The sequence below is a fragment of the Geodermatophilus dictyosporus genome (genome assembly GCF_900115505.1).
GTDB lineage: Bacteria > Actinomycetota > Actinomycetes > Mycobacteriales > Geodermatophilaceae > Geodermatophilus > Geodermatophilus dictyosporus.
Window position 1 is genome coordinate 283663 of record NZ_FOWQ01000002.1, and the last position, 24091, is coordinate 307753.

Genomic DNA, 24091 nt, shown 5'->3' on the forward strand with positions numbered 1-24091 from the left:
GAGGAGCCGCCGTGTCACGGTCGTCGAGGCCGCGGATCCGGCCTCCGCAGGCCGACGGCCGGGCGCGCCCGGTGCAGGGCGTGGCGGGGACCGCCAGGGCCGCGCACGGCGTGGTCCACCTGACGGGGGTGGTCCGCGGTGCCGGCCGTACCGCGTGAGGTGCGGGCCGAGTGGAGCCGGCTCGCCGCCGGGGTCCACGGACAGCCGGACCGGTTCGACCCCCGGCAGGTCGCGCGGCTGCCCGAACCGGCGCGCCGCCGACTCCTCCGTGCGATCGCCCCGGGCGCCGCGCTGGCGGGCTCGGTCGAGCTGACCATGCGCGGGCAGATCCGGCTCGGCGCCTGGCGACCGTTCACCGCCCACCAGATCCTCACCCCCGACGGGTTCATCTGGGCGGCGACCGCACGGGTCGCCGGCCTGCCGGTGACCGGCTTCGACCGGTACTCCGCCGGCACCGGGCAGATGCGCTGGCGGCTGCTCGGCCTGCTGCCGGTGGTGACCGGCAGCGGACCGGACCTCACCCGCAGCGCCGCCGGGCGGCTCGCCGCCGAGGCGACCACGCTGTTGCCCACCGCCTACGACCGGATCACCTGGACGCCCGGGTCCGATCCGGACACCGCCGTGGCCACCTGGCGGATCGGCGGGGAGGAAGAGACCGTGCAGTTGCGCGTCGGCGCCGACGGCGGCCTCCACGAGGTGCTCATGCAGCGCTGGGGCGACCCGGACGGGCAGCCCCACGGCCGCTACCCGTTCGGCGTCGCCGTCGAGGCCGAGCGCACCGTCGGCGGCGTGACCCTCCCGTCGGCCCTGCGCGCCGGCTGGTGGTGGGGCACCGAGCGGCAGGACGCCGGGGAGTTCTTCCGCGCCGAGATCACCGACGCCGCGTTCCGGTGACCGGCCGCGCACCGAGCCGCACCCCGCCCGATCGGGAGACTCCGGGACCGATGCACCGGACCCCGGCCCTCCAGCAGGAGGACCGGGGTCCGGTGGTGAGTAGCGGGGGCAGGATTCGAACCTGCGACCTCTGGGTTATGAGCCCAGCGAGCTACCGAGCTGCTCCACCCCGCGTCGGTGGGACCACCATACACCGGGCGGGAGCGGGCACGCGGCCCACCCCCGCCCGGCCGGCTCAGCCGGTCGGCGTCGCCGCGGCCGACTGCGCCGCCTGGTAGGCCTCGACGGCCCGCTGCAGCCGGGCCAGCGCCTCGCCCTGGGCGGCGAAGTCCCCCGCCCGCTGGGCGTCGGCCAGCGCCTGCAGCGCCGCGTCGAGCTCGGTCACCGCGGCGTCCAGGCCCACCTCGGGCGTGCCGCCGTCGGCCGGGGGCGTCGTCGGCTCGGCCGGCGTCGTCGGCTCCGTCGTCGGCTCCTCGGTGTCCGGTGTCGTCCCGGGGTCGTCGCTGTCGGTGGCCGTGTCGCCGGCCCCGGCACCGAACACCTGGTCCAGCGCGTCGGAGAGCGTGTCGGCGTACCCGACCCGGCCGCCGTAGTTGACCAGCACCTTGCGCAGCAGCGGGAACGAGTTCTCCCCCGTCCCCTCGACGTAGAGCGGCTGCACGTAGAGCAGGCCGTTGCCGCCGATGGGCAGGGTCAGCAGGTTGCCGAACACCGCCTGGGAGTTCTGGCTGTTGAACAGCGTGAGGTCCTGGGCGACCTCGTCGTCGGTGTTGAACGACTGCTGCACCTGCTGCGGCCCGCGGAACGGCGTGTTGCCCGGCAGCCGGAGCACCTGGATCTCGCCGTAGGTCTCCGGGTCGCTCGACGCCGAGATGAACGCCGAGAGGTTCTGCCGGCGGAAGGCGTTCAGCGCGCTGGTCAGCTGGAAGATCGCGCCGTCCTCACCCGGCCGGGCGGCGAGGATGTAGTACGGCGGCTGGGCCTCCTCGGTGTCGACCGTGGGGTCGGCCGGCACCGCCCAGCGGTCGTTCTGGCTGTAGAAGTCGCTCGGGTTGCTCACGTGGTAGCGCGTGAGGACGTCCCGCTGCAGCTTGAACAGGTCCTCCGGGTAGCGGACGTGGCCGATGAGCTCCTCGCTCATCGCGTCGCGGTCCTCGATCACGTCCGGGAAGGCGGCCCGGTAGGCCTGCAGCACGGGGTCCTGCTCGTCCCACTCGTACAGCGTCACGGTGCCGTCGTAGGCGTCGACGGTGGCCTTGACCGAGTTGCGGATGTAGTTGAACTGCTCGTTGGGCAGCGCCGTCGTCCCCTGCCCGGTCAGCGCGTCCTGCGCGGCCTCGCCCAGCTCCATCCGCTCGGAGTAGGGGTAGGCGTCCGACGTCGTGTAGCCGTCGAGGATCCAGGTGACCCGGCCGCCGATCACCGCCGGGTAGGGGTCGCCGTCGACCTGGAGGAAGGGCGCGGCCTTCTCCACCCGCTCGCGCGGGTCGCGGACGTAGAGCACCTTCGAGGCGTCGTTGACCGCGCCGGAGAGCAGGAAGTTGCGCTCCCGGTAGTGGATGGCGAACGTCAGCTGCCGGAAGAAGCTGCCGATCGCGACGCCGCCCTCGCCGTCGTAGGTGTTGTTCACCTCGCCGTCGGAGCCGTCCTCGGGCCGGTCGAACTCCCGCGCCTGGGCGCCCTCGGGGGCGCCGACGACGGAGTACACGTCCTCGCCGGCGTCCTGGATGAGCTCGCCGTAGTAGACGCGGGCCTGCTCGACGTCGATGTCGCCGGTGGTGGGCAGGTCGCGGCTGGTGAAGTTCGGCTCACCGCCCTCCTGGCTGGCGATGACCTGGTTGGCCGGCGCGGCCACGAAGCCGTTGCCGTGGGTGTAGACGGTGTGCCGGTTGATCCAGGTGCTCTGGTTCTCGCTGAGCCCCTCGCTGTTGAGCTCGCGGACGGCGACGACGTAGTCCTGCGTCTCGCCGTCGATCGTGTAGCGGTCGATGTCGAGCCGCTCGGGGAAGCCGTAGACGTTGCGGATCTGCTGGCGCGCGGTGAACGTGTCGGCGAGCACGTTGGGGTCGAGCAGCCGCGCGTTGGGGATCGTGGCGTCGTCGGCGCGGAGCTGCGCGAGGGCGGCGTCGGTGTCGACGTCGTCGCCCGTGGCCTCCTCCGCGAAGTCCACGTACTCGACGTCGTCGTCGGTCAGGCCGTAGGCCGCCCGGGTCGAGGCGATGGCCCGCTCGATGTAGGCCGCCTCCCGCTCGTTGGCGCTCGGGCGGACGACGAACTGCTGCACGATCGCCGGGTAGGCCACGCCGATGACCAGGCTGGACAGCAGCAGCAGGACCAGCGCGGCGGCCGGCAGCCGGAAGTTGCGGACGACGACGTTGGCGAAGAACGCCACGGCGCAGAACGCGGCCGCGAACACGAGGATCGTCTTGGCCGGCAGCAGCGCGTTGACGTCGGTGTAGCTGGCGCCGCTGAACAGCCCGCCGCGGTCGGAGTACACCAGGGCGTAGCGGTCGAACCAGTAGGCCACCGCCTTGAGCGCCACGAACAGGCCGAGCAGCACGGAGAGCTGGATCATCGCCGCGCCGGTGAGCTTCTGCCCCGGCGTCTGCAGCCGCAGCCCGCCGAAGACGTAGTGGGTGAGCAGCGAGCCGATGAGCGCCAGCAGCACGATGGCGAAGCCGAAGCTGATCAGCAGCCGGTAGAAGGGGTACTCGAAGACGAAGAACGACAGGTCCAGGCCGAACTGCGGGTCGACCTCACCGAAGGGCACCGCGTTGCGGAAGGTCAGCCAGGTCTCCCAGCTGCCCTGCGCGGTGAACCCGGCGAACAGGCCGACGACGACGGCGACGCCGGTGAGCACCAGCGCGCGCCGCGGCTCGAGCGACTGCCGGTAGCGCTCCAGGTTCTGCTGCTCCAGCGACATCGGCCGGAATGCGGGGCGGAACCGGTAGGCGAGGTGGATCGCCAGCGCGGTGAGTCCGCCGGTGGCGACACCGGCGACGGCGAACAGCAGCGCGCGGGTCTGGAGCTCGGTCCAGAAGACCTCGGTGAAGCCGGTCTCGTCGAACCAGAGGTAGTCGACGTAGACGTTGGTCAGCGTGCCGATGGCCGTGAACAGCACCAGCAGCACGGCGATGGCCCCGATGACCACCTTCGCGCGCCGCGACAGCGTCGGCACGGACACGGGGGGCCGCATGGCCACGAGCGGTCTCCTTCAGTTGCGGTGCGGCGGCGCACGGGCGGCGCCACCGCGGTGGGGCGACCGCGGGTGGAGCTGCGGTGCGGTCTCGACTGTGCGTGAGTGGTCGGTCGGCACGGGGCCCGGTCCGGTTCCGGCCGCTGTCGTCCCAGACCAACGTCCGGCGCGGCACCGGGTTCCCCGGGGCCCCCTGCTGGCCGACAGCTTCCCCCAATCCGCCGGGTGTGCGGCGGGCGGCCGGTCCGGGGGCCTCAGCAGCCCTCGGGGGTGCGGCCCTCCCGGAGGTCGGCCAGGGCGTCGAGGGCGTCGTCGAGGTCGGCGACGCGGGCCAGCGTCAGCCCCGGCTGGGGCGCGGCGAGGGCGTCGGCGCAGTTGCCGGCTGGCACCAGGAACAGCTCGGCCCCGATCTCGGTGGCCGCCACCATCTTGAGCTGGATGCCGCCGATCGGGCCGACCGTGCCGTCGGCGTCGATGGTGCCGCTGCCGGCGACGACCGCGCCCTCGGTCAGGTCGGTGTCCCCGACCAGGTCGAGGATGCCGAGGGTGAGCATCAGGCCCGCCGAGGGCCCGCCCACGTCGGCGACGTCGATGTCGACGTCGAAGGGCGCCGAGGGCTGCTCGCGCACCAGCACGCCGAGCACCGAGCCGTCGCGGTCGGGGGCCTCGGCAGTGGTGACGGTGGCCGTGCCCGGCTCGCCCAGCCGCGTGAAGGCGACCTCGACCGGGGTGCCGGCCGGCACCCCGGTCAGGACGGCGGCCAGCGCGGCGGAGTCCGGCGTCGGGCGGCCGTCGACCGACTCGATCGCGTCGCCCTCCTCCAGCAGCCCGTCCGACGGGGACTGCTCCCCCGACACCCCGCGGACGACGACCTTGACCGGGTAGCCCAGCTCCCCCAGCGCCGCCGCCTCGGCCGACTCCTCCGAGGTGAGGAAGGCCTGCCGGTTGGCCCGCTCGATCTCGTCCTCGGTCTGGTCGGGCGGGTACACCGACTCCTCGGGGACGACGCTGACCTCGTCGTCGAACCAGCCGCGGACGGCCTCCACCAGGCTCAGCCCGGCCCGGCCCACGCCGACCGTCGTCAGGTTCAGGTTGCCGCTGACGTCGTTGCGCTCCCGGCCGCGCACGCTGATGACCGGGTCGCCGTCGATCTCGCCCAGGGTGTTGAAGGTCGGTCCGGGCACCTGGGCCACGTAGGGCACGGGCAGCGCGGCGCCGAGGACGCCGGCGACCAGCAGCAGCACCACACCGACGGCGAGGACGGCGATCCGACGGGTCACGACCGGCCAGCCTATGTGCTGCGCCTGGCAGCCCCCGTCCCGGCGCCGTCCGCTCAGGGCGGACGCCGAGGGCACCGGACCACCCGCCGAGGGGTGATCACGCGTCTACCGTGGGGGCATGAGCGACGTGCCGTTCGGCTTCGGCCTCCCCGACCGCGACCCCGAGCGCCGCGACCAGCCCGGGCAGGACCCGTTCGGCTTCGGCGCGCTGTTCGGGTTCGGCGGCCCCGGCGGCGCCGGCGCCGGCACGCCGGAGGAGCTGCTGGGCAAGATGCCGCTGTTCGCCGAGCTGCAGAAGCTGATGAACTGGTCGGGCGGCCCGGTGAACTGGGACCTGGCCCGCCAGGGTGCGATCAGCTCGCTGGCCACCGGCACACAGCCGACGTCGGAGGCCGAGCGGGCCGCCGTCGCCGAGGCCCTGCGGCTGGCCGACCTGTGGCTGGACCAGGCCACCGACCTCCCCTCCGGGGTCGAGCGCACGCTGGCCTGGTCGCGCGTGGAGTGGGTCGAGCAGACCCTGCCGGCGTGGAGCGCGCTGATCGACCCGCTGGCCGAGAAGGTCGTCGCCGCGATGACCGGCGCGCTGCCCCAGGAGGCCATGGCCATGGCCGGGCCGCTGGCCGGGATCATGGGCCGCGTCGGCGGGTTGATGTTCGGCGCCCAGGTCGGCCAGGCCTTCGGCCGGCTGGCCGGCGAGGTGCTCACCGGCACCGAGGTCGGCCTCCCGCTGGCCCCGGCCGGCGCCGGCGTGCTCGTGCCGCAGAACGTCGCCGAGTTCGCCGGCGGCCTCGACCGTCCTGCCGACGAGGTCCGGCTGTTCCTGGCGCTGCGCGAAGCGGCCTCGCTGCGGCTGTTCGCGCACGTGCCGTGGCTGCGCCAGCAGCTGCACGACGCCGTGCACGCCTACGCGCGCGGCATCACCATCGACCGTGAGGCCATCGAGCGCGGCCTGCAGGACGCGATGGGCTCGATGGGCGGTGGCTTCGACCCGTCCAACCCCGAGGCCGTCCAGGAGCTGCTCGGCAGCGGGCTGCTCGAGCCGGAGGAGACGCCCGAGCAGCAGATGGCGCTGCGCCGGCTGGAGACCCTGCTCGCCCTCGTCGAGGGCTGGGTGGACGCCGTCGTCGCGGACGCGGCGGGCGAGCGGCTGCCCGGGCACGGCGCGCTGGCCGAGACGATGCGTCGCCGGCGGGCCTCCGGCGGCCCCGCCGAGCAGACCTTCGCCACCCTGGTCGGCCTCCAGCTGCGCCCGCGCCGGCTGCGCGACGCCGCGACGGTGTGGGGCGCGATGGCTCAGCGGTACGGCACCGCCGAGCGCGACCGGCTCTGGTCGCACCCGGACCTGCTGCCCACCTCCGAGGACCTCGACGAGCCGCTGGACTTCGTGGCCCGCCAGGGCGTCGACGACGAGCTGCGCCGGCTCACCGCGGACGACGCCGCGCAGACCGACACCGGCAGTGGCACGGGCACGGGCACCGGCACCGGCACCGGCGGCGCGGACGGCCCCGCGGACGGGGACGACACCCCCCGCTGAGGCCGGCTCAGTCCACCAGGTCGTCGGCGCCCCCGTCGCCGGAGCCGCCCTCGGCGGCCTCGGCGCGCGCGGCCTCGACGCCCTCGAGGAAGCCGCGGGCCCGCTCCGCACGCGGGTAGCGCGCCACCAGCGCCCAGAAGCGGGCGTCGTGGCCGGCCTCGACCAGGTGCGCCAGCTCGTGCACCAGCACGTAGTCGACGACGTACTCGGGCATCGAGCGCAGCCGGCTGGAGAGCCGGATGCTGCCGTCGGACGGCGTGCAGGAGCCCCACCGCCGCTGCTGGTTGTCCACCCACCGCACGCTGGCCGGTCGCGGGACGCCGTCGAGGTGCGCCGCCGACAGCGCCTCGGCCCGCGCCATGAGCTCGGCGTCCCCACCCAGCGACCGGCGGCGCCGCTCCTCGCGGGTCTGCAGCTTGGCCACCATCTGCGCCACCCAGCGGCGCTCCTCGGCGGGGGTGAACGCGGCCGGGATGAGCACGATCGTGCGCCCCGACTCGCGGTAGGCGGTCACCGTGCGGCGGCGGCGCGCGCTGCGGCGCACCTCGACCGGCCCGTGTGCGGAGACGGGGCCGCGCGAGGGGTCGGGGGTCGATCCGGGCACGACTGGACCGTAGTTCCCGACCGCGGCCGACGCGCCGGGGGGAGGCACCCGCTCGGGTACGAGTCGCACGGACGGTGGACAGCCGCGGCCCGACCCGGCGCAGGCGGTGTCCACAGCACCGCCGTCACGTTCGTGCTGGTGACGGCCGTGCGGCCGGCGGGTGACCGGCCGGTGGCCGCCGCCCGTCCCCCGGCCACGCACAGCGACACGCCGACCGGTCCCCACGTGCTCCACAGGACCGTCCACAGGCTGTGGGTGCCGCGCCGGGGGTGGTCCGCCGGTGGCGCCGGGCGGACGGGACCGCCCGGGTAGCGTTCCCCGGCGACGGCGCCCGGGGCGGGCGCCGAGCGGCCCGACCAGGAGGAGGCACCGTGGCGGAGAGCTACAACGGCTACTGCGTGAAGTGCAAGGAGAAGCGGGACTTCGACGGCGAGGTCAAGGTCAGCGAGTCCGGCCGTCGCATGGCCCAGGGCACCTGCCCGGTCTGCGGCACCAAGATGAACCGGATCCTCGGCAAGGCCTGAGGAAGGACCCTCCCGCCGCCCACCACCCGCTCCGCTCGTGGCGGGGCCCTGCAGGGCGGCCGTTCCAGCACGTCCCCGACGGCGGTGCCCTGCACGGCGGGGCGCCGCCGTCGTCGTCCCGGCCTGTGGACGACGGCAGCGGGCGGGGCCGCCGCGCTGTCCCCCTGCGCCGGTGTCCGACGCCACCCACCCCCTCCTCCCGCCGGGGACGCCGCTGCTGCGGCGCTCGGCCGACGCCCTGCAGGTCGGCGGCATCGACGGCGCCGACGGCCTGCTGGTCGGCACCGCCCCCGACGCGGTCACCACCCTGCTGCGCGGCCTGGACGGCCGCCGGGCGCAGCGGGCGGTCCTCGCCGACGCCGGCGCGGCCGGCCTCGACCCCGGGTCGGTCACCGACCTGCTGGCGGCCCTGCGCGGCGCGGGCGCGCTGGTCGACCTGGAGGCCGCCGACCTGCTGGCCTCCGACGCCGGCCCCGCCGCGACGGTGCGCGCCGCCGCCGAGCTGGCCGCCGCCCGGGACGGCACCGGCTCGTCGCGCTGGCACGCCCGCCGCGGCGCCTCCGTGGTGGTGGAGGGCGCCACCCGCGTCGGCGTCCCGGTGGCGGCGCTGCTGGCCGCCAGCGGAGTGGGGCGGGTGAGCGTGCGCGACACCGGGGTCGTCACCGCGGGCGACGCCGTCCCCGGAGGGCTGGCCGCCGGCGACGAGGGGCGGCCGCGCGCCACGGCCGCGGCCGACGCGGTCCGCCGCGCCGCGCCGCTCACCGACCTGCGACCGCCGGCGCCCGGCGCGCTGCCCGACCTCGTCGTCCTCGCCCGGCCCTGGGCCGCCTCCGACCCGCTGGTGGCCGGGCTGCGCGACGCCGGCGTGGCGCACCTCGTGGCCGCCGTGCGCGGGGAGACCGGCGTGGCCGGCCCGCTGGTCGTGCCGGGCGTGACCAGCTGCCTGCGCTGCGCCGACCTGCACCGGCGCGACGCCGACCCGGCCTGGCCCGTGCTGGCCGCCCAGCTCACCGCCGCCGACGGGCCGCCGAGCGGCGCCGCGCTCACCTGCTGGGCCACGGCGCTGGCCGCCGCGCAGCAGGCCCTGGCCTACCTCGACGGCAGCGGCAGCCCGGCGGCGCTCTCGGCCGTGGTCGAGCTGCGCCCGCCGGACCTGGCCCCGCGGCTGCGCCGGTGGCCGCCGCACCCGGCCTGCGGGTGCACCGCGGCAGCCCGGCCGCCCACCGCGCCGGGCGAGGACGCCCCCGGCTCCGTCAGCGGCCCGGGCGCTCCGCAGGGGACAATGGCACGGTGAGCGACGACGCACAGGGGATCCCCAGGGGCTCGATCTCGCGCACCGCGCGACTGGCCTCGCTGCCCCTGGGCGCCGCCGGCCGGGCCACGCTCGGCATCGGCAAGCGGCTGTCGGGCCAGCCCCAGGAGGCGGTGACCGCCGAGCTGCAGCAGCGCACCGCCGAGCAGCTGTTCGCCGTGCTGGGCCAGCTCAAGGGCGGGGCCATGAAGCTCGGCCAGACGCTGTCGGTGTTCGAGGCCGCCGTCCCCGACGAGGTGGCCGCCCCCTACCGCGAGGCGCTGGTCAAGCTGCAGGAGGAGGCGCCGCCGATGCCGGTGCGCACCGTGCACGCGGTGCTCGCCCAGCAGCTCGGCGGCACCTGGCGCACCCGCTTCCGCGACTTCGACGACCAGCCGGCGGCCGCGGCCAGCATCGGCCAGGTGCACCGCGCCACCTGGCGCGACGGCCGCGAGGTCGCCGTCAAGATCCAGTACCCGGGCGCGGCCACCGCGCTGATGGCGGACCTCAACCAGCTCGCCCGCTTCGCCCGGCTGTTCGCCGTGCTCTTCCCCGGGCTGGACGTCAAGCCGCTGATCGCCGAGCTCAAGGCGCGGGTGGTCGAGGAGCTCGACTACGGGCTGGAGGCCGACACGCAGCGCCAGTTCTCCGCCGCCTACGTCGGCGACCCCGAGATCGTGGTGCCGCGGGTGGTGGCCAGTGCGCCGAAGGTCATCGTGTCGGAGTGGCTCGAGGGCCTGCCGCTGTCCCGCGTGATCGCCGAGGGCACCCGCGAGCAGCGCGACCGGGCCGGCCACCTCATGGCGGTGCTGCACTTCTCGGCGCCCACCCGGGCCGGCCTGCTGCACGCCGACCCGCACCCGGGGAACTTCCGGCTCGTCGAGGGCGACCGGCTCGGCGTCATCGACTTCGGTGCCACCGCGCGACTGCCCGACGGGTTGCCCGAGCCCATCGGCCGCCTGGTGCGCTGGGCGCTGGAGGGCCGCGCCGAGGACGTGCTGACCGACCTGCGCGCCGAGGGCTTCGTGCTCCCCGGGGTGGAGGTGCACGCGCAGGGCGTCCTGGACTACCTGCGGCCGATGCTCGAGCCGATCGAGCGCCACGGCTTCCGCTTCACGCGGAAGTGGATGCAGGAGCAGGCCGCCCGGCTCGCCGACCCGCGCAGCGAGGCCAACCGGCTGGGTCGCCAGCTCAACCTGCCCCCGGCCTACCTGCTGATCCACCGGGTGACCATCGGGTCGATCGGCGTGCTCTGCCAGCTCGACGCCGCCGCCGACTACCGCAGCGTGTGCGAGGAGTGGCTGCCCGGCTTCGTGGCCGACCGGGCGCCGTGACGCGAGGAGGCCGGGCCCCCGACGCACCGGGAGCGTCGGGGGCCCGGCCTCGGCCGGTGTGACCCCTGCGGGGGGTCGTCGGTCAGCGGACGGCGGCGCTGGCGCGCGCGGCACGCCGGGTGGCGTACTCCGCGCGCCGGGCCCACCGGCGGGCGGCCAGGAGCCGGCGCGCCCGTCCGGCGGCGTCGGCCTCGGCACGCAGCTCGCTGAGCCGGGCGGTGGCCAGGTCGTACTCGTACGTGGTCATGTCGGTTCCTCGGTGCTCGTCGGGCGTCGGGGCCCGCTCGGGGTGCAGGTGTCGGTGTCGGTGCCGACCGCCGCTCACGCGGCGACGACCTTGCGGGGACGGCCCCGCGGGCGCTTGCGCGGGATGACGGCACCCCGCTCGAAGATCTCGCCGCCCCAGACGCCCCACGGCTCGCCGCGGTCGAGCGCACCGGCCAGGCAGGCGTCGCGGACCGGGCAGTCGCCGCAGAGGACCTTGGCCTGCTCCAGCTGCGCCGGGCTCTCGGCGAACCACAGGTCGGGGTCCTCGGTCCCGCGGCAGGGCAGGGGGCGCCGCACCGGTGCCGGGGCCAGGGGCGTGTGCGGCGTCCTCGGGGTGGCACCGCCGGTCCGGGGGAGCCCGGGTCGGCGGTGGGACGTCGGGCGGTCGATCGTCTGCTGCACTGCCGCTCCTCCTCGTACTCGTCGTCTGCGCGGCCGGCGGGGGCCCGCCGACCGGGTGGTCGGGGCCGGGTGCCGCGGAGATGACAGAGGCCGCGGATCCCGGGGTTCGGGTTCCGCGGCCTCGAGGAGGACCGTCGAGCGGCTAGCTCTGCGGTCCCCCCGGGGAGTGGTTCCCGAGGGTGTGGTGCGTGTTCTCGATGTCGGTGCGCTGGTCGGCGGTGATCACGACGCCGGTGCCGAAGACGCCGGTGCCGAAGACGCCGGTGGCGAACACGTCGGTGCCGCGGACGCCGGTGCCGAGCGGGCCGGCGACGGGCAGACCGGTCCCCCGGACCGGGGCGGCGGGCGCGGCGACGGCGGTGCCGGTGAGGTCGAACGGCGTCATCGCCCGCACGGCGGCGTACCGCGGGCGAGCGGCGGGCACGACGACGGCCGCGGCCGGACGCACGGCGAGGACACCCGGGCCGGGGACCCCGGCGGGGGTGCACGTCCACGGAGTGCTGGTCACGGGTACCCCTCCTCCCGGGGTCGGAGCCGGCGGTCGGGCCGGGCTCGGTCTGGCGCGCCCGAGGGGTCCCGCAGGCGCAGTCCGGACAGTAGGGGCCGTCACGTCCGGGCCGCAATCGAATTAGCGGCGGCATCCTCCCGCCGCGGGACGCAGGCTCCGGCGATCGTCCCGTCGGGACGCTGCGTGACGGTTCAGCCGCTGACGGTGGCGAGGACCTCGTCGCCGTAGAGCTCGAGCTTGCGCGCCCCGACGCCGGGCAGCCCCGCCAGCTCGCGGGTGCTGGTGGGCCGGGCCTCGGCGATCGCCTGCAGCGTGGCGTCGCTGAAGACCACGTAGGCCGGCACCGACGCGGCCTGGGCGGTGCTGCTGCGCCAGGCGCGCAGCCGCTCGAACAGCTCCCCCGCCTCGCCCTCGAGCACCACCTTGGCCTTCTTGACCTTACGGGGCACGGGCGCCGCCGACGGCGTGGAGCCGGGCACCAGGCCCTCGAGGAACCGGCTGCGGGAGCGGGGCCGCCGCGCGCCGGGGTTGCGCACCAGCGACCAGGACAGCGTGAGCTGCTCGCGGGCACGGGTCACGGCGACGTAGAGCAGCCGCCGCTCCTCCTCCACCGCCTCCGGCCGGGACAGCGACTGCGCGATCGGCAGCACGCCGTCGACCAGGCCGACGACGAACACGGCGTCCCACTCCAGGCCCTTGGCCGCGTGCATCGAGGCGAGGGTGACGCCCTGCACCGTCGGCGCGTGCTGCGCGTCGGCCCGCTCGGCCAGGTGCGCGACGAACCGCGGCAGGTCCGTGGCCGGGTCCTCGGCGACCAGGTCGACGGCGAGGTCGACCAGCGCGGCCAGCGACTGCCACCGGTCGCGCGCCGCGCCGCCGGCCGGCGGACGGTGCTCCACCCAGCCGGTGGAGGCCAGCACGTCGCGCACGGTGGGGACCAGCGCCCCGGGCTCGCTCCCCCCGGCCGCCGCGCCCCGGAGGAGGACGACGGCCTCGCGGACCTCCGGCCGCTCGAAGAACCGCTCCCCGCCCTTGAGCACGTAGGGCACACCGGCGTCGGCGAGCGCCGACTCGTACACCTGCGACTGGGCGTTGATCCGGAACAGCACCGCGATCTCCGACGCGGGCGTCCCGGCCTCGACCAGGGCGCGGCAGGCCTGCGCGACCGCGGCGGCCTCGGTGGGCTCGTCGGCGTGCTCGAGGAAGCGCGGCGCCGGGCCCTCGGCGCGCTGGCCGAGCAGCCGGAGGCCGGGCAGCCCCTTGCGCGGCGGCGCCTGCCCGATGAGCTTGTTGGCCAGCGCGACGACCTGCGGCGTGGACCGGTAGTCCCGCTCGAGCTTGACCACCTCGGCGTCGGGATAGCGGTCGGCGAAGCCCAGCAGGTGGTCGGGGTCGGCGCCGGTGAAGGAGTAGATGGTCTGGTTGGGGTCGCCGACCACGCACACGTCGGCCCGGCCGCCCAGCCACGCGTCGAGCAACCGCTGCTGCAGCGGGTTGACGTCCTGGTACTCGTCGACGACGAAGTACCGGTACTGCCCGCGCACCTGCCGGGCGACGTCGGGGTGCTCCTCGAGCGCGTACGCGGTGACCAGCAGCAGGTCCTCGAAGTCCAGGGCCCCGTCGCGCTGCTTGGCCGACTCGTAGGACGCGTACACCCGCGCCACGGCGTCCGCCTCGAACGGCGGCTCCCGGCCCGCCGCCTGCGCGCGCTTGGCGTAGTCCTCGGGCGTGGCCAGCGTGGTCTTGGCCCACTCGATCTCGCTGGCGAGGTCGCGCAGGCTGGTGCGGTCGGTGGTCAGCCGGTTGCGGGTCGCCGCGGAGGCGACCACCCGCAGCTTGTTCTCGACCAGCGGCGGCATCGGTCCCCCCAGCACGCGGGGGGCGAAGTAGCGCAGCTGGCGCATGGCCGCGGCGTGGAAGGTGCGGGCCTGCACGCCGCCCACGCCGAGGCCGGCGAGCCGGGTGCGCAGCTCCCCCGCCGCCCGGGCGGTGAAGGTCACCGCCAGCACCTGCTCGGGAACGAAGGCGCCGGTGTGGACGCCGTAGGCGATGCGGTGGGTGATCGTGCGGGTCTTGCCCGTGCCGGCGCCGGCGAGGATGCAGACCGGCCCGGTGACCGCCTGCGCCGCCGTCCGCTGCTCCTCGTCGAGCCCGGCCAGCACCGCCTCGGCACCGGCGCTCGAGGGCGCCGGGGCGCTCCCGGCACGTCCGGGGGCGTCGGCTGTCCGCGGCATGCGCAGGTCCTCCAAGGGCGTCGTCCACGGGGGTGGGGTGGTCGGTCGGGAGACCGCCCCCGAGTCTCCCAGCCGGGGACGACAGACGGCGGGGACACCCCGGGCCGGGGACGGCGGACCCGGCTGGGGAAGCACCGCACCGCCCGCGGCGTTGCACCGGGCCGAGCGACCGCTCTCCCGACCCCCTGGAGGCCCGAGTGACTGCCGCCCCCGCCGCCGTGACGATGTACACCACCACCTGGTGCGGGTACTGCGTGCGGCTGAAGAAGATGATGCAGCGCGAGGGCATCGAGTACGCCGAGGTCGACATCGAGCGCGACGCGACCGCCGCCGACGTCGTCATGCAGGCCAACGGGGGCAACCGCACCGTCCCGACCCTCGTCTTCGCCGACGGCAGCGCCCTGACCAACCCCAGCATCGACCAGGTCAAGGCCCATCTGGCGCAGCAGAACGGCGGCTGACCGGCGGGTGCTGTCCGGTCGCCGGCCCCCGGCGGTGCATCATCGACCCCCGGCGGGTCGCGACCGTGACCCCCGTCCGTCCCCCGGCCGAGCGGCCGGAGCACCCGCGGGAGCCGCTGACGTGACCTCGGACGCCGTGCACCTCCCTGCCGTCCCCCCGTCCGGCACCGCGGAGGAGGGCGGCGAGCGGCCCGCCGTGGTGGTGGCCCGCACCGGCCGCGGCTGGGGTGTCTTCTCCCCCGGCCGCGCCGAGGACGTCGGGGACCTGCTCGAGGGCATGGCGCTGGCCGACCTGGTGGCCGAGGACCTCGGGGTGCCCGCCGAGCCCGACCGCACCGCCCGCCGGGCCGCCCGCGGCACCGGCGAGGAGGAGCCGTCGGGCGACCCGCGCGCCGCGCGCATCGCCGCGCTGGAGCGCACCGTCGCCCAGCTCGAGCACGCCCTGGCCTCCCGCGTCGTCGTCGAGCGGGCCATCGGCGTGCTCGCCGAGCGGCACGCCGTCGCGCCGCGCGCCGCCTTCGAGGGGCTGCGCGCACAGGCCCGCTCGTTCGGCCGCCCGGTGCACGAGCTCGCCCGCGAGGTGCTGGGCACGCTCGAGCGCCTCCCGGGCGAGCCGCGCCCCGACCGGCCGCTGTCGTCGGCGGCCGCCCCGCTCCCCGAGGGGACCACGACCCTGGCGCCCCCGCCCCGGCGCGGCCCCGGACGGCGGGTCGAGCGCAGCGCCAGCCGCCCGGGCCCCGCTGCCCCCGCGGACGGCCGCCGCTGAGCGGTCCGCAGCCGCTGACGCCGGGCGCGCTGGCCGACCGGCTGGCCGCCCTCCTCGCCGACGTCGCGCCCGAACCCGGGGCCGCCGCGCTGCGGGTCGCCGTCGACGGGCCCGACGTCGCCGCGCCGGGCGAGCTCGCCACCGCGCTGGCCGACCGGCTGCCGGTGCTCGGGCGGCCCGCCGTCGTCGTCTCGGCCGCCGGGTTCCTCCGGCCGGCGTCCCTGCGGTTCGAGCACGGCCGCACCGACCCCGACGCCCGCTACACCGACTGGCTCGACGCCGGGGCGCTGGCGCGCGAGGTCCTCGACCGGGTGGGTCCCGGCGGGCCCGGCGAGTACCTGCCGGTGCTGTGGGACGTGGCGCGCGACCGCGCCGCCCGGGCCGGCTACCAGCAGGTGCCACCCGGCGGGGTCCTGCTGGTCCCCGGTCCGCTGCTGCAGGGCGTGGGGCTGGCCTTCGACGTCGTCGTGCACCTGCGGGTGGCGCCGGCCGCCCGGCGCCGGCGCTTCCCCGCCGAGCAGGCCTGGGAGCTGCCCGCCTTCGACCGCTACGACGACGAGGTCGACCCCGTGGCCCTGGCCGACGCCGTGGTGCTGGCCGACCGCCCCGAGCACCCCGCCCTGGTGCTGCAGGGCCGCCTGGGCTGCTGACGGACCCCGACCTCCCCACCCCTCGCAGGCTCGGGGCGGGCCCCTGGTCGGGGCCGTTCAGAGCTCGCCGGCCACCCAGCGGTCGATGATGTTGCGGGCGATGGACACCGGGGGCGGCAGCGCGTCGGGACCGCGACCGGAGGCGAGCTCCTCGCGGGTCCACCAGCGGGCCTCCTCGATCTCGGTCGGGTCCAGCCGCAGCTCCAGGTCGCCCTGGGCCCGCGCGGTGAAGCCGAGCATCAGCGACTGCGGGAACGGCCACGGCTGGCTGCTGACGTAGCGGACGTCGGTGACGGCGAGCCCGACCTCCTCGGCCACCTCCCGGGCGACCGCGGCCTCGGCCGACTCCCCCGGCTCGACGAACCCGGCGAGGATGGAGAACCGCCCCGGCGGCCACACCGCCTGGCGGCCGAGCACGCAGCGGTCGCCGCCGTCGTGCACGAGCATGATCACCGCGGGGTCGGTGCGCGGGAACAGCTCGGTGCCGGTCTCCGGGTCGCGCTGCACCCAGCCCGCGCGCTCGATGGTCGTCGCGGCGCCCGAGACCGGGCTGAACCGGGCGCGCTCGTGCCACTCGAGGATGCCGATGGCCTCGGCGAGCAGGCCGGCGTCGAGGTCGCCGAGGTCGGCGCCCACCTCGCGCAGCCCGGTCCACAGGTCCACCGGCCGGCCGTTGACCGTGAGCGCCCGCTCGCCGCGCACCGCGGCGTACGGGACGCCGTCGGCCTCGCCGAGGTACACCGCGCCCACCGGCAGGACGGGCTGCTCGTCCCAGACCAGTGCCGGGCCGTCGGCGCCCTCGGTCACGGGCACGGCGCGTCGCTGGTCGACCGTCAGCACCCGCACCGGCCGCCCGCGGGTGGGGTCGTCGAGCAGCCGGCCGAGGTGGTCGCGGTCGTGCGCCGAGCGGGACAGCACGGGCACCCGCCCGGTGGTGGCCCGCGTGCCGGCCGGCCAGGTGTCGCGCGTGACGGGGACGTCGGCCGGCGTGCTGCCGCCCGGGGGGACGCTCACGCCGGCGCCGCGGCCGCGCTGGCGGTGACGTCGACCGGGCCGAGGGCGCGGAGGGAGTCGGTGACCCGCTCGGCGTCGCCCACGACGACGGCGGTCAGCGACGCCGGCGCCAGGTACCGGCGGGCGGCGTCCTGCACCTGCTCGACGGTGACCGCGGCCAGCGCCGCCTGGTGCTCGGCCAGCCACTCCACCGGCAGCCCCGACCCGATCAGCGCGGAGATGGTGCCGGCCAGCCCGGCGTGCGTGGCGGTGGACAGCGCCATCGAGCCGAGCACGTAGCGGCGGGCGGCGTCCAGCTCGGCCTCGGTGACCGGCGCCAGCGCCATCCGGCCGAGCTCGGCCCAGGTCTCGAGGAACGCCGGCCCGGTGACCTCGGTGGCGACGTCGGCCTCGACGGTGAACGACGACGCCGCGGTGAGGTGGTCGACGCCGCTGCGCGGGCTGTAGGAGTAGCCGCGCTGCTCGCGGATGTTGCCCACCAGCCGCGAGGAGAAGTAGCCGCCGAAGACCATGCTCGCCAGCCGGACGGCGGGCAGGTCGGGGTCGGTGCGGCCGGGCGCCGGGCCGCCCAGCCGGATGTTGGACTGCACCGCCCCGGGCCGGTCGACCACCTCGAGGTGCCCGGGCGCCAGCGTCGGCGCGGGCGGGGCGACCGCAGCGGTGCCCTCGCCGGTCCACTCCTCCAGTGCCGCGGCGACGGCGTCCGTGGCCGCGGCGGCGTCGAGGTCGCCGACGAGCACCAGCGTGCTGCCGGCGGGCAGCACTCGCTCGCGGTGCAGCTTGCGCAGGGCCGGGGCGCCGACCCTGGCCACCAGCTCCGCTGACGGGAGCTGGACGGCGTAGGGGTGGGTGCCGTAGCGGCGGGCGGCCAGCGCGGTGCGCGCGATGACCCCGGGCTGGGAGTTGGCGATGGCGATCCGCTCGGCCACCCGGTCGCGCTCGGCCTCGACCCGGTCGCCCGGGTAGGACGCCGACGTGAGCACCTCGGCGAGCACGCCGAGCACGGGGACGAGCCCCTCGGCCAGCAGCGTGGTGGAGAACAGCAGCCGGTCGGGGTCGGCCGACACCGACAGCTCGGCGCCGTGGCCCTGCAGCGCCTCGGCGACCCCGGTGGCGTCGCGCCGCGCCGTCCCGAGCAGGACCGCACCGGAGAGGACCGAGGCGCGGGCGGTGTGCTGGGCGGCGCCGCGCGGCGAGGCGGCGGCGAAGGGCACCCGCAGCCGCAGCTCCACCAGCGGCACGCCCGGTCGCGGGACCACCACGACGCTCAGGCCGCTGGGCAGCGCCGTGGTCGTCACCTCGGGGACCGGCTGGGGCCGCGGCTCGCCGAGCGGCGGGACCAGGCCGAGGTCGAGCACCGGGGCGCTCACCGGGCACCCCCGGTGGCGTGCAGCTCGAGGACGGCGGCGGTGCCCGGGTCGAGCCCCTTCGCCGCCACCTGCACCTGGTCGGGCGTGACCGCGGCGAGGCGGGCGGCCAGCTCGCCGGCCAGCTCGGCCCGGCCGTGGACGAGCTCGGCGCCGGCGAAGGCCAGCGTGCGGCCCAGCACCGAGTCGGCCTGGCGCAGCAGCTGGGCGCTGGTGCGGGCCTGCACCCGGGCCAGCTCCTCGGCGGGGACGCCCTCGCCGGCTACCCGGGCGATCTCCTCGTGGACCGCGCCGAGCACGTCCTCGACGCCGACGGCGGCCGGGTGGTGCACCTGGGTGGTGAGCAGCGTGGCGTCGCGGACGTCGAACGGGTCGCCGAAGAGCCCCACGTAGCTGCTCTGCGCCACGGCCAGCCGGTCGTCGTGCACGAGCCGGCGCTCCAGCCGGGAGGCGTCGCCCTCGCTGAGCAGCTCGGCGAGCAGCACCGTGCCGAGGTAGGTGTCGAGGTCGCCGACCGGGTCGGGCACCCGCCAGCCCAGCGCGACGGCGGGCGCGGGGGCGAGGCGGTCCTCGACGACCTCGCGGCGGACCGTCGTCGGCGAGGGCTCGCCGGTGTCCGGCGTCGGCGGGACCTCGCGGGCCTCGACCGGGCCGAACCAGCGGCGGACCAGCCGCTCGGTCTCGCCGACGTCGAGGTCGCCGCCGACGGCCAGCACGGCGTTGCCCGGTGCGTAGTAGCGGGAGAAGAAGTCGGTGGCGTCGTCGACGGTGGAGCTCTCCAGGTCGACGAAGGAGCCGTAGCCGTCGTGGGTGTTGGCGAAGCTCTCGAAGGCGACCTGCGGCAGCTGCAGCCACGGGAAGGCGCCGTAGGGCCGGTTGAGCACGTTGACCCGGATCTCCTCCTTGACCACGTCGATCTGGTTGCGGAGGTTCTCCTCGGTGATGGCCGGTGCGGCCATCCGGTCGGCCTCGAGGAAGAGCGCGCGCTCGAGCGCCTCGGCCGGCAGCGCCTCGTAGTAGTTCGTGTAGTCCTGGTGGGTCGAGCCGTTGAACGTGCCGCCGGCGGCCTGCACCAGCCGGGCGTGCTCCATCTTCGGCACGTGCGCCGAGCCCTGGAACATCACGTGCTCGAAGAGGTGGGCGAAGCCGGTGCGGCCCTCCGGCTCGTTGCGCATGCCCACGTCGTAGAAGACGGTCACGGCGACGACCGGCACGCTGCGGTCGGGTGCGAGGACGACCCGCAGCCCGTTGTCCAGCGTGAAGCGCTCCACCGGGTGCCGTAGGACGAGGTCGGACCCGACTGGTGTCACGGACCGACCCTAACCACGCACCGCCACCACCCGCCGCGCGGCCGACGAACGGCCGACGAGCGGGGCCCGGAGGGTCCCCGAGGAGGGCAGCGGCCGCAGCGGCTCGGCGCGGGCCGGGGACGGCACGTGGCCGCGGTGCGGTGCGGGCGACGAGCGGGGCCCGGAGGGTCCCCGAGGGAGCGCAGCGGCCGCAGCGGCTCGGCGCGGGCCGGGGACGGCACGTGGCCGCGGTGCGGTCCGGAGGACCGCCATGTCAGAGCACGTCGACGTCCGCCACGACCCGGTCGATGACGCCGTAGAGCTCGGCGTGGGTGTTGGGGATCGAGAGGTAGAGCAGCGCGGGGTCGGGGCGGCCGACGTCGATGACGAGCAGCGCGGCGCGCTCACCGGTGGAGTCGTAGCCCTCGACGTCCCAGGTCAGCTGGAACTCGATGAGGTGGGCGTTCGCGCCGTCGACGGTGAGCGCCTCGTCGCGCAGCACCTCCCGCTCGTTGGGCCCCGGGTAGTAGGCCGTGCGCACGCTGTCGGCCAGCGTGGTGACCGTCGCCTGCTCGCTCCCCGGGCCGGTCCAGCCGTAGCCGTCGGCGACGGGCCCGGAGGTGCACTGCGCGATGAAGTTGCCGCCGTCGGGCGTCAGCTCCTGGGTGACGAAGTACTGCCCGGCGATGGTGCGGGTCTCGGGCATGGACCCGAGGGCGTACTCGTACCAGCCGTTGCCGAGGAACGGGTAGGAGATGCCCGCGTCCTCGTCGACGATCCGCACCGTGCCCGGCGGGAAGGTCGGCCCGGCCGGCGAGGTGGTCGCCACCGGTGCGTCGGCCGGCCTCGTACCGGTGCGGCCGGACAGGCCCACGACCAGGGCGACGACGACCACGGCCACCACCGCCAGGACCGAGCCGGCGACCCACCAGGCGGTGCGGGCACGCGACCGGGGCGGGGGCGGGGTCTGCCACGGGAGCGACCCGGCCGGCTGCACCGGCGGGTGCGGCGGGGCGGCCACCGGGAGGGCCTGCACGGCGACGCCGGGACCGGCGGGCGTCGTGACGTCCGACCAGGTCTCCCCGTTCCACCAGCGCACCGTGCCGTGGGTGCCGTCGGGGTCCGGGTACCAGCCCGCCGGGGCGCTCGACAGTCCTGGTCCGGTCACGCGGTCAGGGTAGGTCGCCGCGGGCCCGTCACAGGACCACCACGTCGTCGAGGACGCGGTCGATCGTCCCGTGGAGCTCGGCGTGCGTGTCGAGGACGGGGACGACGAGCAGGGCCGGGGCCAGGTGGCCGTCGACGCCGCGGGCCTCGTCGCGGCGGACCGCCTGCTGGTCGGGCGCCGGGACGCAGGTGCGCCGGGAGGACACCGCGGCGGCGGTCACCGCCGTCCGCAGGTCCGAGCCGGGACCGGTCCAGCCGAAGCCGGGCGGGGCCAGGGTCGCGGGGGTCGGGCCGCGCCCGGCGGACGACGACCGTGAGGACGGCGTCGTCGTGCGCACGCGAGCACCCGGCCCGTGCCGGCCGCACCCGGGCACGCCGCGCACCCGGGAGGGGCCGAAGCGCCCGCCGTCCGCCGGGCCGGTCACCGTGCGGCCAGCTCCCGCCACAGGTGGGCCACGGCCTCCGCGCCGCGGTGCAGCATGGACAGCAGCACCCGCTCGTTGGGCGAGTGGATGCGGTCGGTGGGCAGGCCGGCGCCGAGGAACACCAGCGGTGCGCCGAGCACCTCGACCAGGTCGGCCTCGGGGCCGCTGCCGCCCTCGCGGGTGAACAGCACGTCGTCGGGGGCGGTGTCGAAGGCCTGGCCGATCGCGCGCAGCAGGGCGTCGACGTGCGGCGAGTCGAGGTCGCTGGCGCACGGGGCGACGCCGCCGGGCGGGGTGTGCACCTCGGCCTCGATGCCGTCGGGCAGGTGCTGCTGCACCCACTCGCGCAGCGCCGGGCCGACGTCCGCGGGCGTCTGGTCGGCGACCAGCCGGAAGGTCAGCTTGGCGTGCGCCTCGGCCGGGACGATCGTCTTGTGCCCGGGGCCGGTGTAGCCGCCCCACACGCCGTTGACCTCGGCGGTCGGCCGGGCGCCGATGCGCTCCAGCGTGCTGAAGCCCGCCTCCCCGGCGGTCGCGCGCGAGGCCGCGGGACCGGCCAGCCAGGCGGCCTCGTCGAAGGGCACGCGGGCCATGAGCTCGCGCTCGCGGTCGGTCAGCGGCCGCACCCTGTCGTAGAAGCCGGGCAGCGTGACGCGGCCCTGCTCGTCGTGCAGGGCGGCGAGCAGGGCCGCCATCGCGTGCAGCGGGTTGGGCACGCCGCCGCCGAAGGAGCCCGAGTGCAGGTCGACGGCGGGGCCGCGCAGGGTGATCTCGGCGTCGGCCAGCCCGCGCATGGCCACGACGGCGCTGGGCACGTCGGGCGCGGCCATGCCGGTGTCGCTGACGACGACGACGTCGCAGGCCAGCCGGTCGGCCCGCTCGCGCAGCAGGTCGGCGAAGTGCGGCGAGCCGGACTCCTCCTCACCCTCGACCAGCACCTTGACGGTGACGGCGGGGGTGTCGCGGCCGGTGGCGGCGAGGTGGGCGCGGATGCCGACCAGGTGCATCGCCACGTTGCCCTTGTCGTCGATGGCGCCGCGGGCGTGCAGCTCGGGCCCGTCCGCGCCCTCGACGCGGGTGGGCTCGAAGGGCGGGTGCTCCCACAGCTCGAGCGGGTCGACCGGCTGGACGTCGTGGTGGCCGTAGACCAGCGCGACCGGGGCGCCGTCGTCCGCCGACGGCCACTCGGCGTAGACGGCGGGGGCGCCGGGGGTCTCCCAGACCTCGACGACGGGGAACCCGACGCGGCGCAGCGCCCCGGCCAGCCACTCGGCGCTCGCCGCGACGTCGGGGGCGTGCGCGGGGTCGGCGGAGATCGACGGGATGCGCAGCCACGCGTCGAGGTCGGCGTGCAGGTCGTCGAGGTGGTCCTGCACGAAGGCGCGTTCCGGGCTCGTCACGAGCGCCGACGGTAGCGGCGGCCGGCACGGGCCACGTCGCGCCCCGGCCGTTAGGTTCGGCCACATGGCGGGAGAACTGTTGCGGGTGGACGTCGGCGACCTCACCTTCGACGTGCGGGCCGACGGCCCGGAGGACGGGCGGCCGGTGGTGCTGCTGCACGGCTTCCCCGAGACGTCGGCGTCCTGGGCGGCGGTGACGCCGAGGCTGACCGAGGCGGGGCTGCGCACGTACGCCGTCGACCAGCTCGGGTACTCCCCCGGCGCCCGCCCGCTGGACGTCGACTCCTACGCGCTGACCAACCTCGCGCAGGTCACGGCCGACCTGATGACCGCGATGGACGTGCCGGTGGCCGACGTCGTGGGGCACGACTGGGGCGCCAACGTCGCCTGGGCCCTGGCCGCGTGGCACGAGGACCGGGTGCGCTCGCTGACCGCGGTCTCGGTGCCGCACCCCGGCGCGTTCACCGCCGCCTTCCGCAGCGACCCGGAGCAGAAGGAGCGCTCGGCCTACATCCGGCTGTTCTGGCAGGAGGGCAAGGCCGAGGAGGTCCTGCTGGCCGACGACGCCCGGCGGCTGCGGCGGATGTACGGGGACGCCGTCGACCCCGAGGCGGTGGAGGAGTACGTGGCGGTCCTGTCGGCGCCCGGCGCCCTCACCGCGGCGCTGAACTGGTACCGGGCGATGAGCGCGGCGACGCCGGTCGACGACGTCACCGTGCCGACCACGTACGTGTGGAGCGACGCCGACGTGGCGATCGGCCGGACCGCCGCCGAGGGCTGCGCCGAGCACGTGGCCGGTGACTACCGGTTCGTCGAGCTGGCCGGCGTGAGCCACTGGATCCCCGAGCAGGCACCCGACCGGCTCGCGACCGCAATCCTGGACCGGATCGCGTCAACGTGAGCGTGCGGCTCCGCGTCCCCACCACGGAGGACGCCGGCGCCTGGGCCGACCTGTTCGACGACGCGGAGGTGATGCGGTACGTCGGCACGGGTGAGGTGCGCGACCGGGCCTGGTACGCGGCGTTCGTGCAGCGGCAGCAGGAGCTGGCCGAGCGCACGGGCCTGTGCCTGTTCTCGGTGCTGGTCGCCGAGGAGGTCGCCGGGTTCACCGGGATCCAGCCGTGGACCCAGCCGTGGGGACCCACCGGGGTGCTCGAGATCGGCTGGCGGCTGGGCCGCCGGTTCTGGGGGCGCGGGATCGCGACCGAGGCCGGGCGCACCGTGCTCGACCGCGCCCGGACCCTGGAGGTGCCGCGGGTGGTCGCGATGGTGCACGCGGACAACGCGGCGTCGCTGGCCGTCGCGCGCAAGCTGGGCCTGATCGAGGAGGCGGCCCTCCGCGCCCCGTCGGGCGTGCCCGTGCTCCAGTACGGCGTCCGGCTGACCGCAGCGTCCTGACGCCGCCGGCCGACCGACCGGAGGCTGGTTGAGGACACGCCGGCGTGACCACCCCGCCGACTCGGCAGGTGGTCACGCCGGCGTGT

At 76.4% G+C, this 24091-nt stretch carries 23 protein-coding genes and 1 tRNA gene; 10 read left to right on the top strand and 14 right to left on the bottom strand.

All coding sequences use genetic code 11. The features are described 5' to 3' along the window. The first annotated feature begins 138 nt into the window (after positions 1-138). Positions 139-894, top strand: coding sequence for a DUF6544 family protein (locus BMZ33_RS04925; protein ID WP_169063902.1), 756 nt, complete (start codon positions 139-141; stop codon positions 892-894). A 100-nt stretch (positions 895-994) separates the two neighbouring features. On the opposite strand, the gene BMZ33_RS04930 is transcribed toward BMZ33_RS04925, so the two are convergent. The 3 genes from BMZ33_RS04930 to BMZ33_RS04940 all read right to left on the bottom strand — a co-directional run bounded on the left by BMZ33_RS04930 (position 995) and on the right by BMZ33_RS04940 (position 5370). Then, positions 995-1068: transfer RNA gene (locus BMZ33_RS04930), tRNA-Met, on the bottom strand. 61 nt (positions 1069-1129) lie between these two features. Next, positions 1130-4090, bottom strand: coding sequence for a UPF0182 family membrane protein (locus BMZ33_RS04935; protein WP_244524245.1), 2961 nt, complete (start codon positions 4088-4090; stop codon positions 1130-1132). A gap of 254 nt (positions 4091-4344) precedes the next feature. Beyond that, positions 4345-5370, bottom strand: a complete 1026-nt coding sequence (locus BMZ33_RS04940) for a YlbL family protein (RefSeq protein ID WP_091108441.1) — start codon at positions 5368-5370, stop codon at positions 4345-4347. 118 nt (positions 5371-5488) lie between these two features. Here BMZ33_RS04940 and BMZ33_RS04945 point away from each other — a divergent pair, with 118 nt between their 5' ends. Beyond that, entirely contained in the window at positions 5489-6904 is a 1416-nt protein-coding gene (locus BMZ33_RS04945) for a zinc-dependent metalloprotease (protein ID WP_091108443.1), read from the top strand. Between the two features lie 7 nt (positions 6905-6911). On the opposite strand, the gene BMZ33_RS04950 is transcribed toward BMZ33_RS04945, so the two are convergent. Further along, the gene (locus BMZ33_RS04950; RefSeq protein WP_091108445.1) at positions 6912-7508 is read right to left on the bottom strand and encodes a M48 metallopeptidase family protein; all 597 of its coding nucleotides are present in this window, start codon (positions 7506-7508) and stop codon (positions 6912-6914) included. 371 nt (positions 7509-7879) lie between these two features. Here BMZ33_RS04950 and BMZ33_RS23065 point away from each other — a divergent pair, with 371 nt between their 5' ends. From BMZ33_RS23065 to BMZ33_RS04960, 3 genes are all read left to right on the top strand, one after another. Continuing rightward, a complete protein-coding gene (locus BMZ33_RS23065; RefSeq protein WP_012950213.1) occupies positions 7880-8032 on the top strand; it encodes a DUF5679 domain-containing protein in 153 nt (50 codons plus the stop codon). 172 nt (positions 8033-8204) lie between these two features. Continuing rightward, positions 8205-9326: a ThiF family adenylyltransferase gene (locus BMZ33_RS04955; protein ID WP_091108447.1), complete on the top strand. Its 1122-nt coding sequence runs from the start codon at positions 8205-8207 to the stop codon at positions 9324-9326. After that, on the top strand, positions 9323-10657 hold the full coding sequence (locus BMZ33_RS04960; protein ID WP_091108449.1) for an ABC1 kinase family protein: 1335 nt from the start codon (positions 9323-9325) through the stop codon (positions 10655-10657). The genes BMZ33_RS04955 and BMZ33_RS04960 overlap by 4 nt, the downstream gene beginning before the upstream one ends. Positions 10658-10739: 82 nt before the next feature. Here BMZ33_RS04960 and BMZ33_RS23070 read toward each other — a convergent pair whose 3' ends face one another. From BMZ33_RS23070 to BMZ33_RS04975, 4 genes are all read right to left on the bottom strand, one after another. After that, positions 10740-10904, bottom strand: a complete 165-nt coding sequence (locus tag BMZ33_RS23070; protein ID WP_169063903.1) for a hypothetical protein — start codon at positions 10902-10904, stop codon at positions 10740-10742. Between the two features lie 74 nt (positions 10905-10978). Then, a complete protein-coding gene (locus BMZ33_RS04965) occupies positions 10979-11326 on the bottom strand; it encodes a WhiB family transcriptional regulator (RefSeq protein ID WP_091108451.1) in 348 nt (115 codons plus the stop codon). Between the two features lie 142 nt (positions 11327-11468). Next, complete coding sequence (locus BMZ33_RS23075; RefSeq protein WP_091108453.1) at positions 11469-11834, bottom strand: hypothetical protein; 366 nt, start codon at positions 11832-11834, stop codon at positions 11469-11471. A 191-nt stretch (positions 11835-12025) separates the two neighbouring features. After that, positions 12026-14068, bottom strand: a complete 2043-nt coding sequence (locus BMZ33_RS04975; RefSeq protein ID WP_091108455.1) for an ATP-dependent helicase — start codon at positions 14066-14068, stop codon at positions 12026-12028. A 197-nt stretch (positions 14069-14265) separates the two neighbouring features. On the opposite strand from BMZ33_RS04975, the gene BMZ33_RS04980 reads away from it, so the two are divergent. The 3 genes from BMZ33_RS04980 to BMZ33_RS04990 all read left to right on the top strand — a co-directional run bounded on the left by BMZ33_RS04980 (position 14266) and on the right by BMZ33_RS04990 (position 15945). After that, positions 14266-14529: a mycoredoxin gene (locus tag BMZ33_RS04980; protein WP_169063904.1), complete on the top strand. Its 264-nt coding sequence runs from the start codon at positions 14266-14268 to the stop codon at positions 14527-14529. Positions 14530-14650: 121 nt separating this feature from the next. After that, positions 14651-15295, top strand: a complete 645-nt coding sequence (locus BMZ33_RS04985; RefSeq protein ID WP_169063905.1) for an ANTAR domain-containing protein — start codon at positions 14651-14653, stop codon at positions 15293-15295. 164 nt (positions 15296-15459) lie between these two features. Further along, on the top strand, positions 15460-15945 hold the full coding sequence (locus tag BMZ33_RS04990) for a nucleoside/nucleotide kinase family protein (protein ID WP_169063906.1): 486 nt from the start codon (positions 15460-15462) through the stop codon (positions 15943-15945). Positions 15946-16002: 57 nt separating this feature from the next. Here the strand turns inward: BMZ33_RS04990 and nudC are convergent, their stop codons facing one another. The 6 genes from nudC to BMZ33_RS05020 form a co-directional block, all read right to left on the bottom strand. Further along, positions 16003-16959: an NAD(+) diphosphatase gene (gene nudC / locus BMZ33_RS04995; RefSeq protein ID WP_091108460.1), complete on the bottom strand. Its 957-nt coding sequence runs from the start codon at positions 16957-16959 to the stop codon at positions 16003-16005. Further along, on the bottom strand, positions 16956-18329 hold the full coding sequence (locus BMZ33_RS05000) for a M16 family metallopeptidase (protein ID WP_091108462.1): 1374 nt from the start codon (positions 18327-18329) through the stop codon (positions 16956-16958). Before BMZ33_RS05000 ends, nudC begins: the two co-directional genes overlap by 4 nt. Then, a complete protein-coding gene (locus BMZ33_RS05005) occupies positions 18326-19636 on the bottom strand; it encodes a M16 family metallopeptidase (RefSeq protein ID WP_091108464.1) in 1311 nt (436 codons plus the stop codon). The genes BMZ33_RS05000 and BMZ33_RS05005 overlap by 4 nt, the downstream gene beginning before the upstream one ends. Before the next feature lie 253 nt (positions 19637-19889). Continuing rightward, entirely contained in the window at positions 19890-20783 is an 894-nt protein-coding gene (locus BMZ33_RS05010) for a DUF2510 domain-containing protein (RefSeq protein WP_091108466.1), read from the bottom strand. A 28-nt stretch (positions 20784-20811) separates the two neighbouring features. Then, positions 20812-21207 carry a hypothetical protein gene (locus BMZ33_RS05015; protein ID WP_091108468.1) on the bottom strand — a complete coding sequence of 132 codons (396 nt, stop codon included), beginning with the start codon at positions 21205-21207 and terminating at the stop codon, positions 20812-20814. Beyond that, entirely contained in the window at positions 21204-22607 is a 1404-nt protein-coding gene (locus BMZ33_RS05020) for a dipeptidase (RefSeq protein WP_169063907.1), read from the bottom strand. Before BMZ33_RS05020 ends, BMZ33_RS05015 begins: the two co-directional genes overlap by 4 nt. Before the next feature lie 64 nt (positions 22608-22671). On the opposite strand from BMZ33_RS05020, the gene BMZ33_RS05025 reads away from it, so the two are divergent. Both BMZ33_RS05025 and BMZ33_RS05030 read left to right on the top strand, forming a co-directional pair. Further along, the gene (locus BMZ33_RS05025) at positions 22672-23508 is read left to right on the top strand and encodes an alpha/beta fold hydrolase (RefSeq protein WP_091108472.1); all 837 of its coding nucleotides are present in this window, start codon (positions 22672-22674) and stop codon (positions 23506-23508) included. Next, positions 23505-24005, top strand: a complete 501-nt coding sequence (locus BMZ33_RS05030) for a GNAT family N-acetyltransferase (protein ID WP_169063908.1) — start codon at positions 23505-23507, stop codon at positions 24003-24005. The genes BMZ33_RS05025 and BMZ33_RS05030 overlap by 4 nt, the downstream gene beginning before the upstream one ends. Positions 24006-24091: the final 86 nt, after the last annotated feature.

What these genes read in the sequence shown, in the direction of transcription:
- BMZ33_RS05025 (WP_091108472.1), top strand. Translation starts at nt 22,672, where the DNA reads ATGGCGGGAGAACTGTTGCGGGTGGACGTCGGCGACCTCACCTTCGAC.
- BMZ33_RS04975 (WP_091108455.1), bottom strand. Translation starts at nt 14,068, where the DNA reads ATGCCGCGGACAGCCGACGCCCCCGGACGTGCCGGGAGCGCCCCGGCG.
- BMZ33_RS23070 (WP_169063903.1), bottom strand. Translation starts at nt 10,904, where the DNA reads ATGACCACGTACGAGTACGACCTGGCCACCGCCCGGCTCAGCGAGCTG.
- BMZ33_RS04945 (WP_091108443.1), top strand. Translation starts at nt 5,489, where the DNA reads ATGAGCGACGTGCCGTTCGGCTTCGGCCTCCCCGACCGCGACCCCGAG.
- BMZ33_RS04935 (WP_244524245.1), bottom strand. Translation starts at nt 4,090, where the DNA reads ATGCGGCCCCCCGTGTCCGTGCCGACGCTGTCGCGGCGCGCGAAGGTG.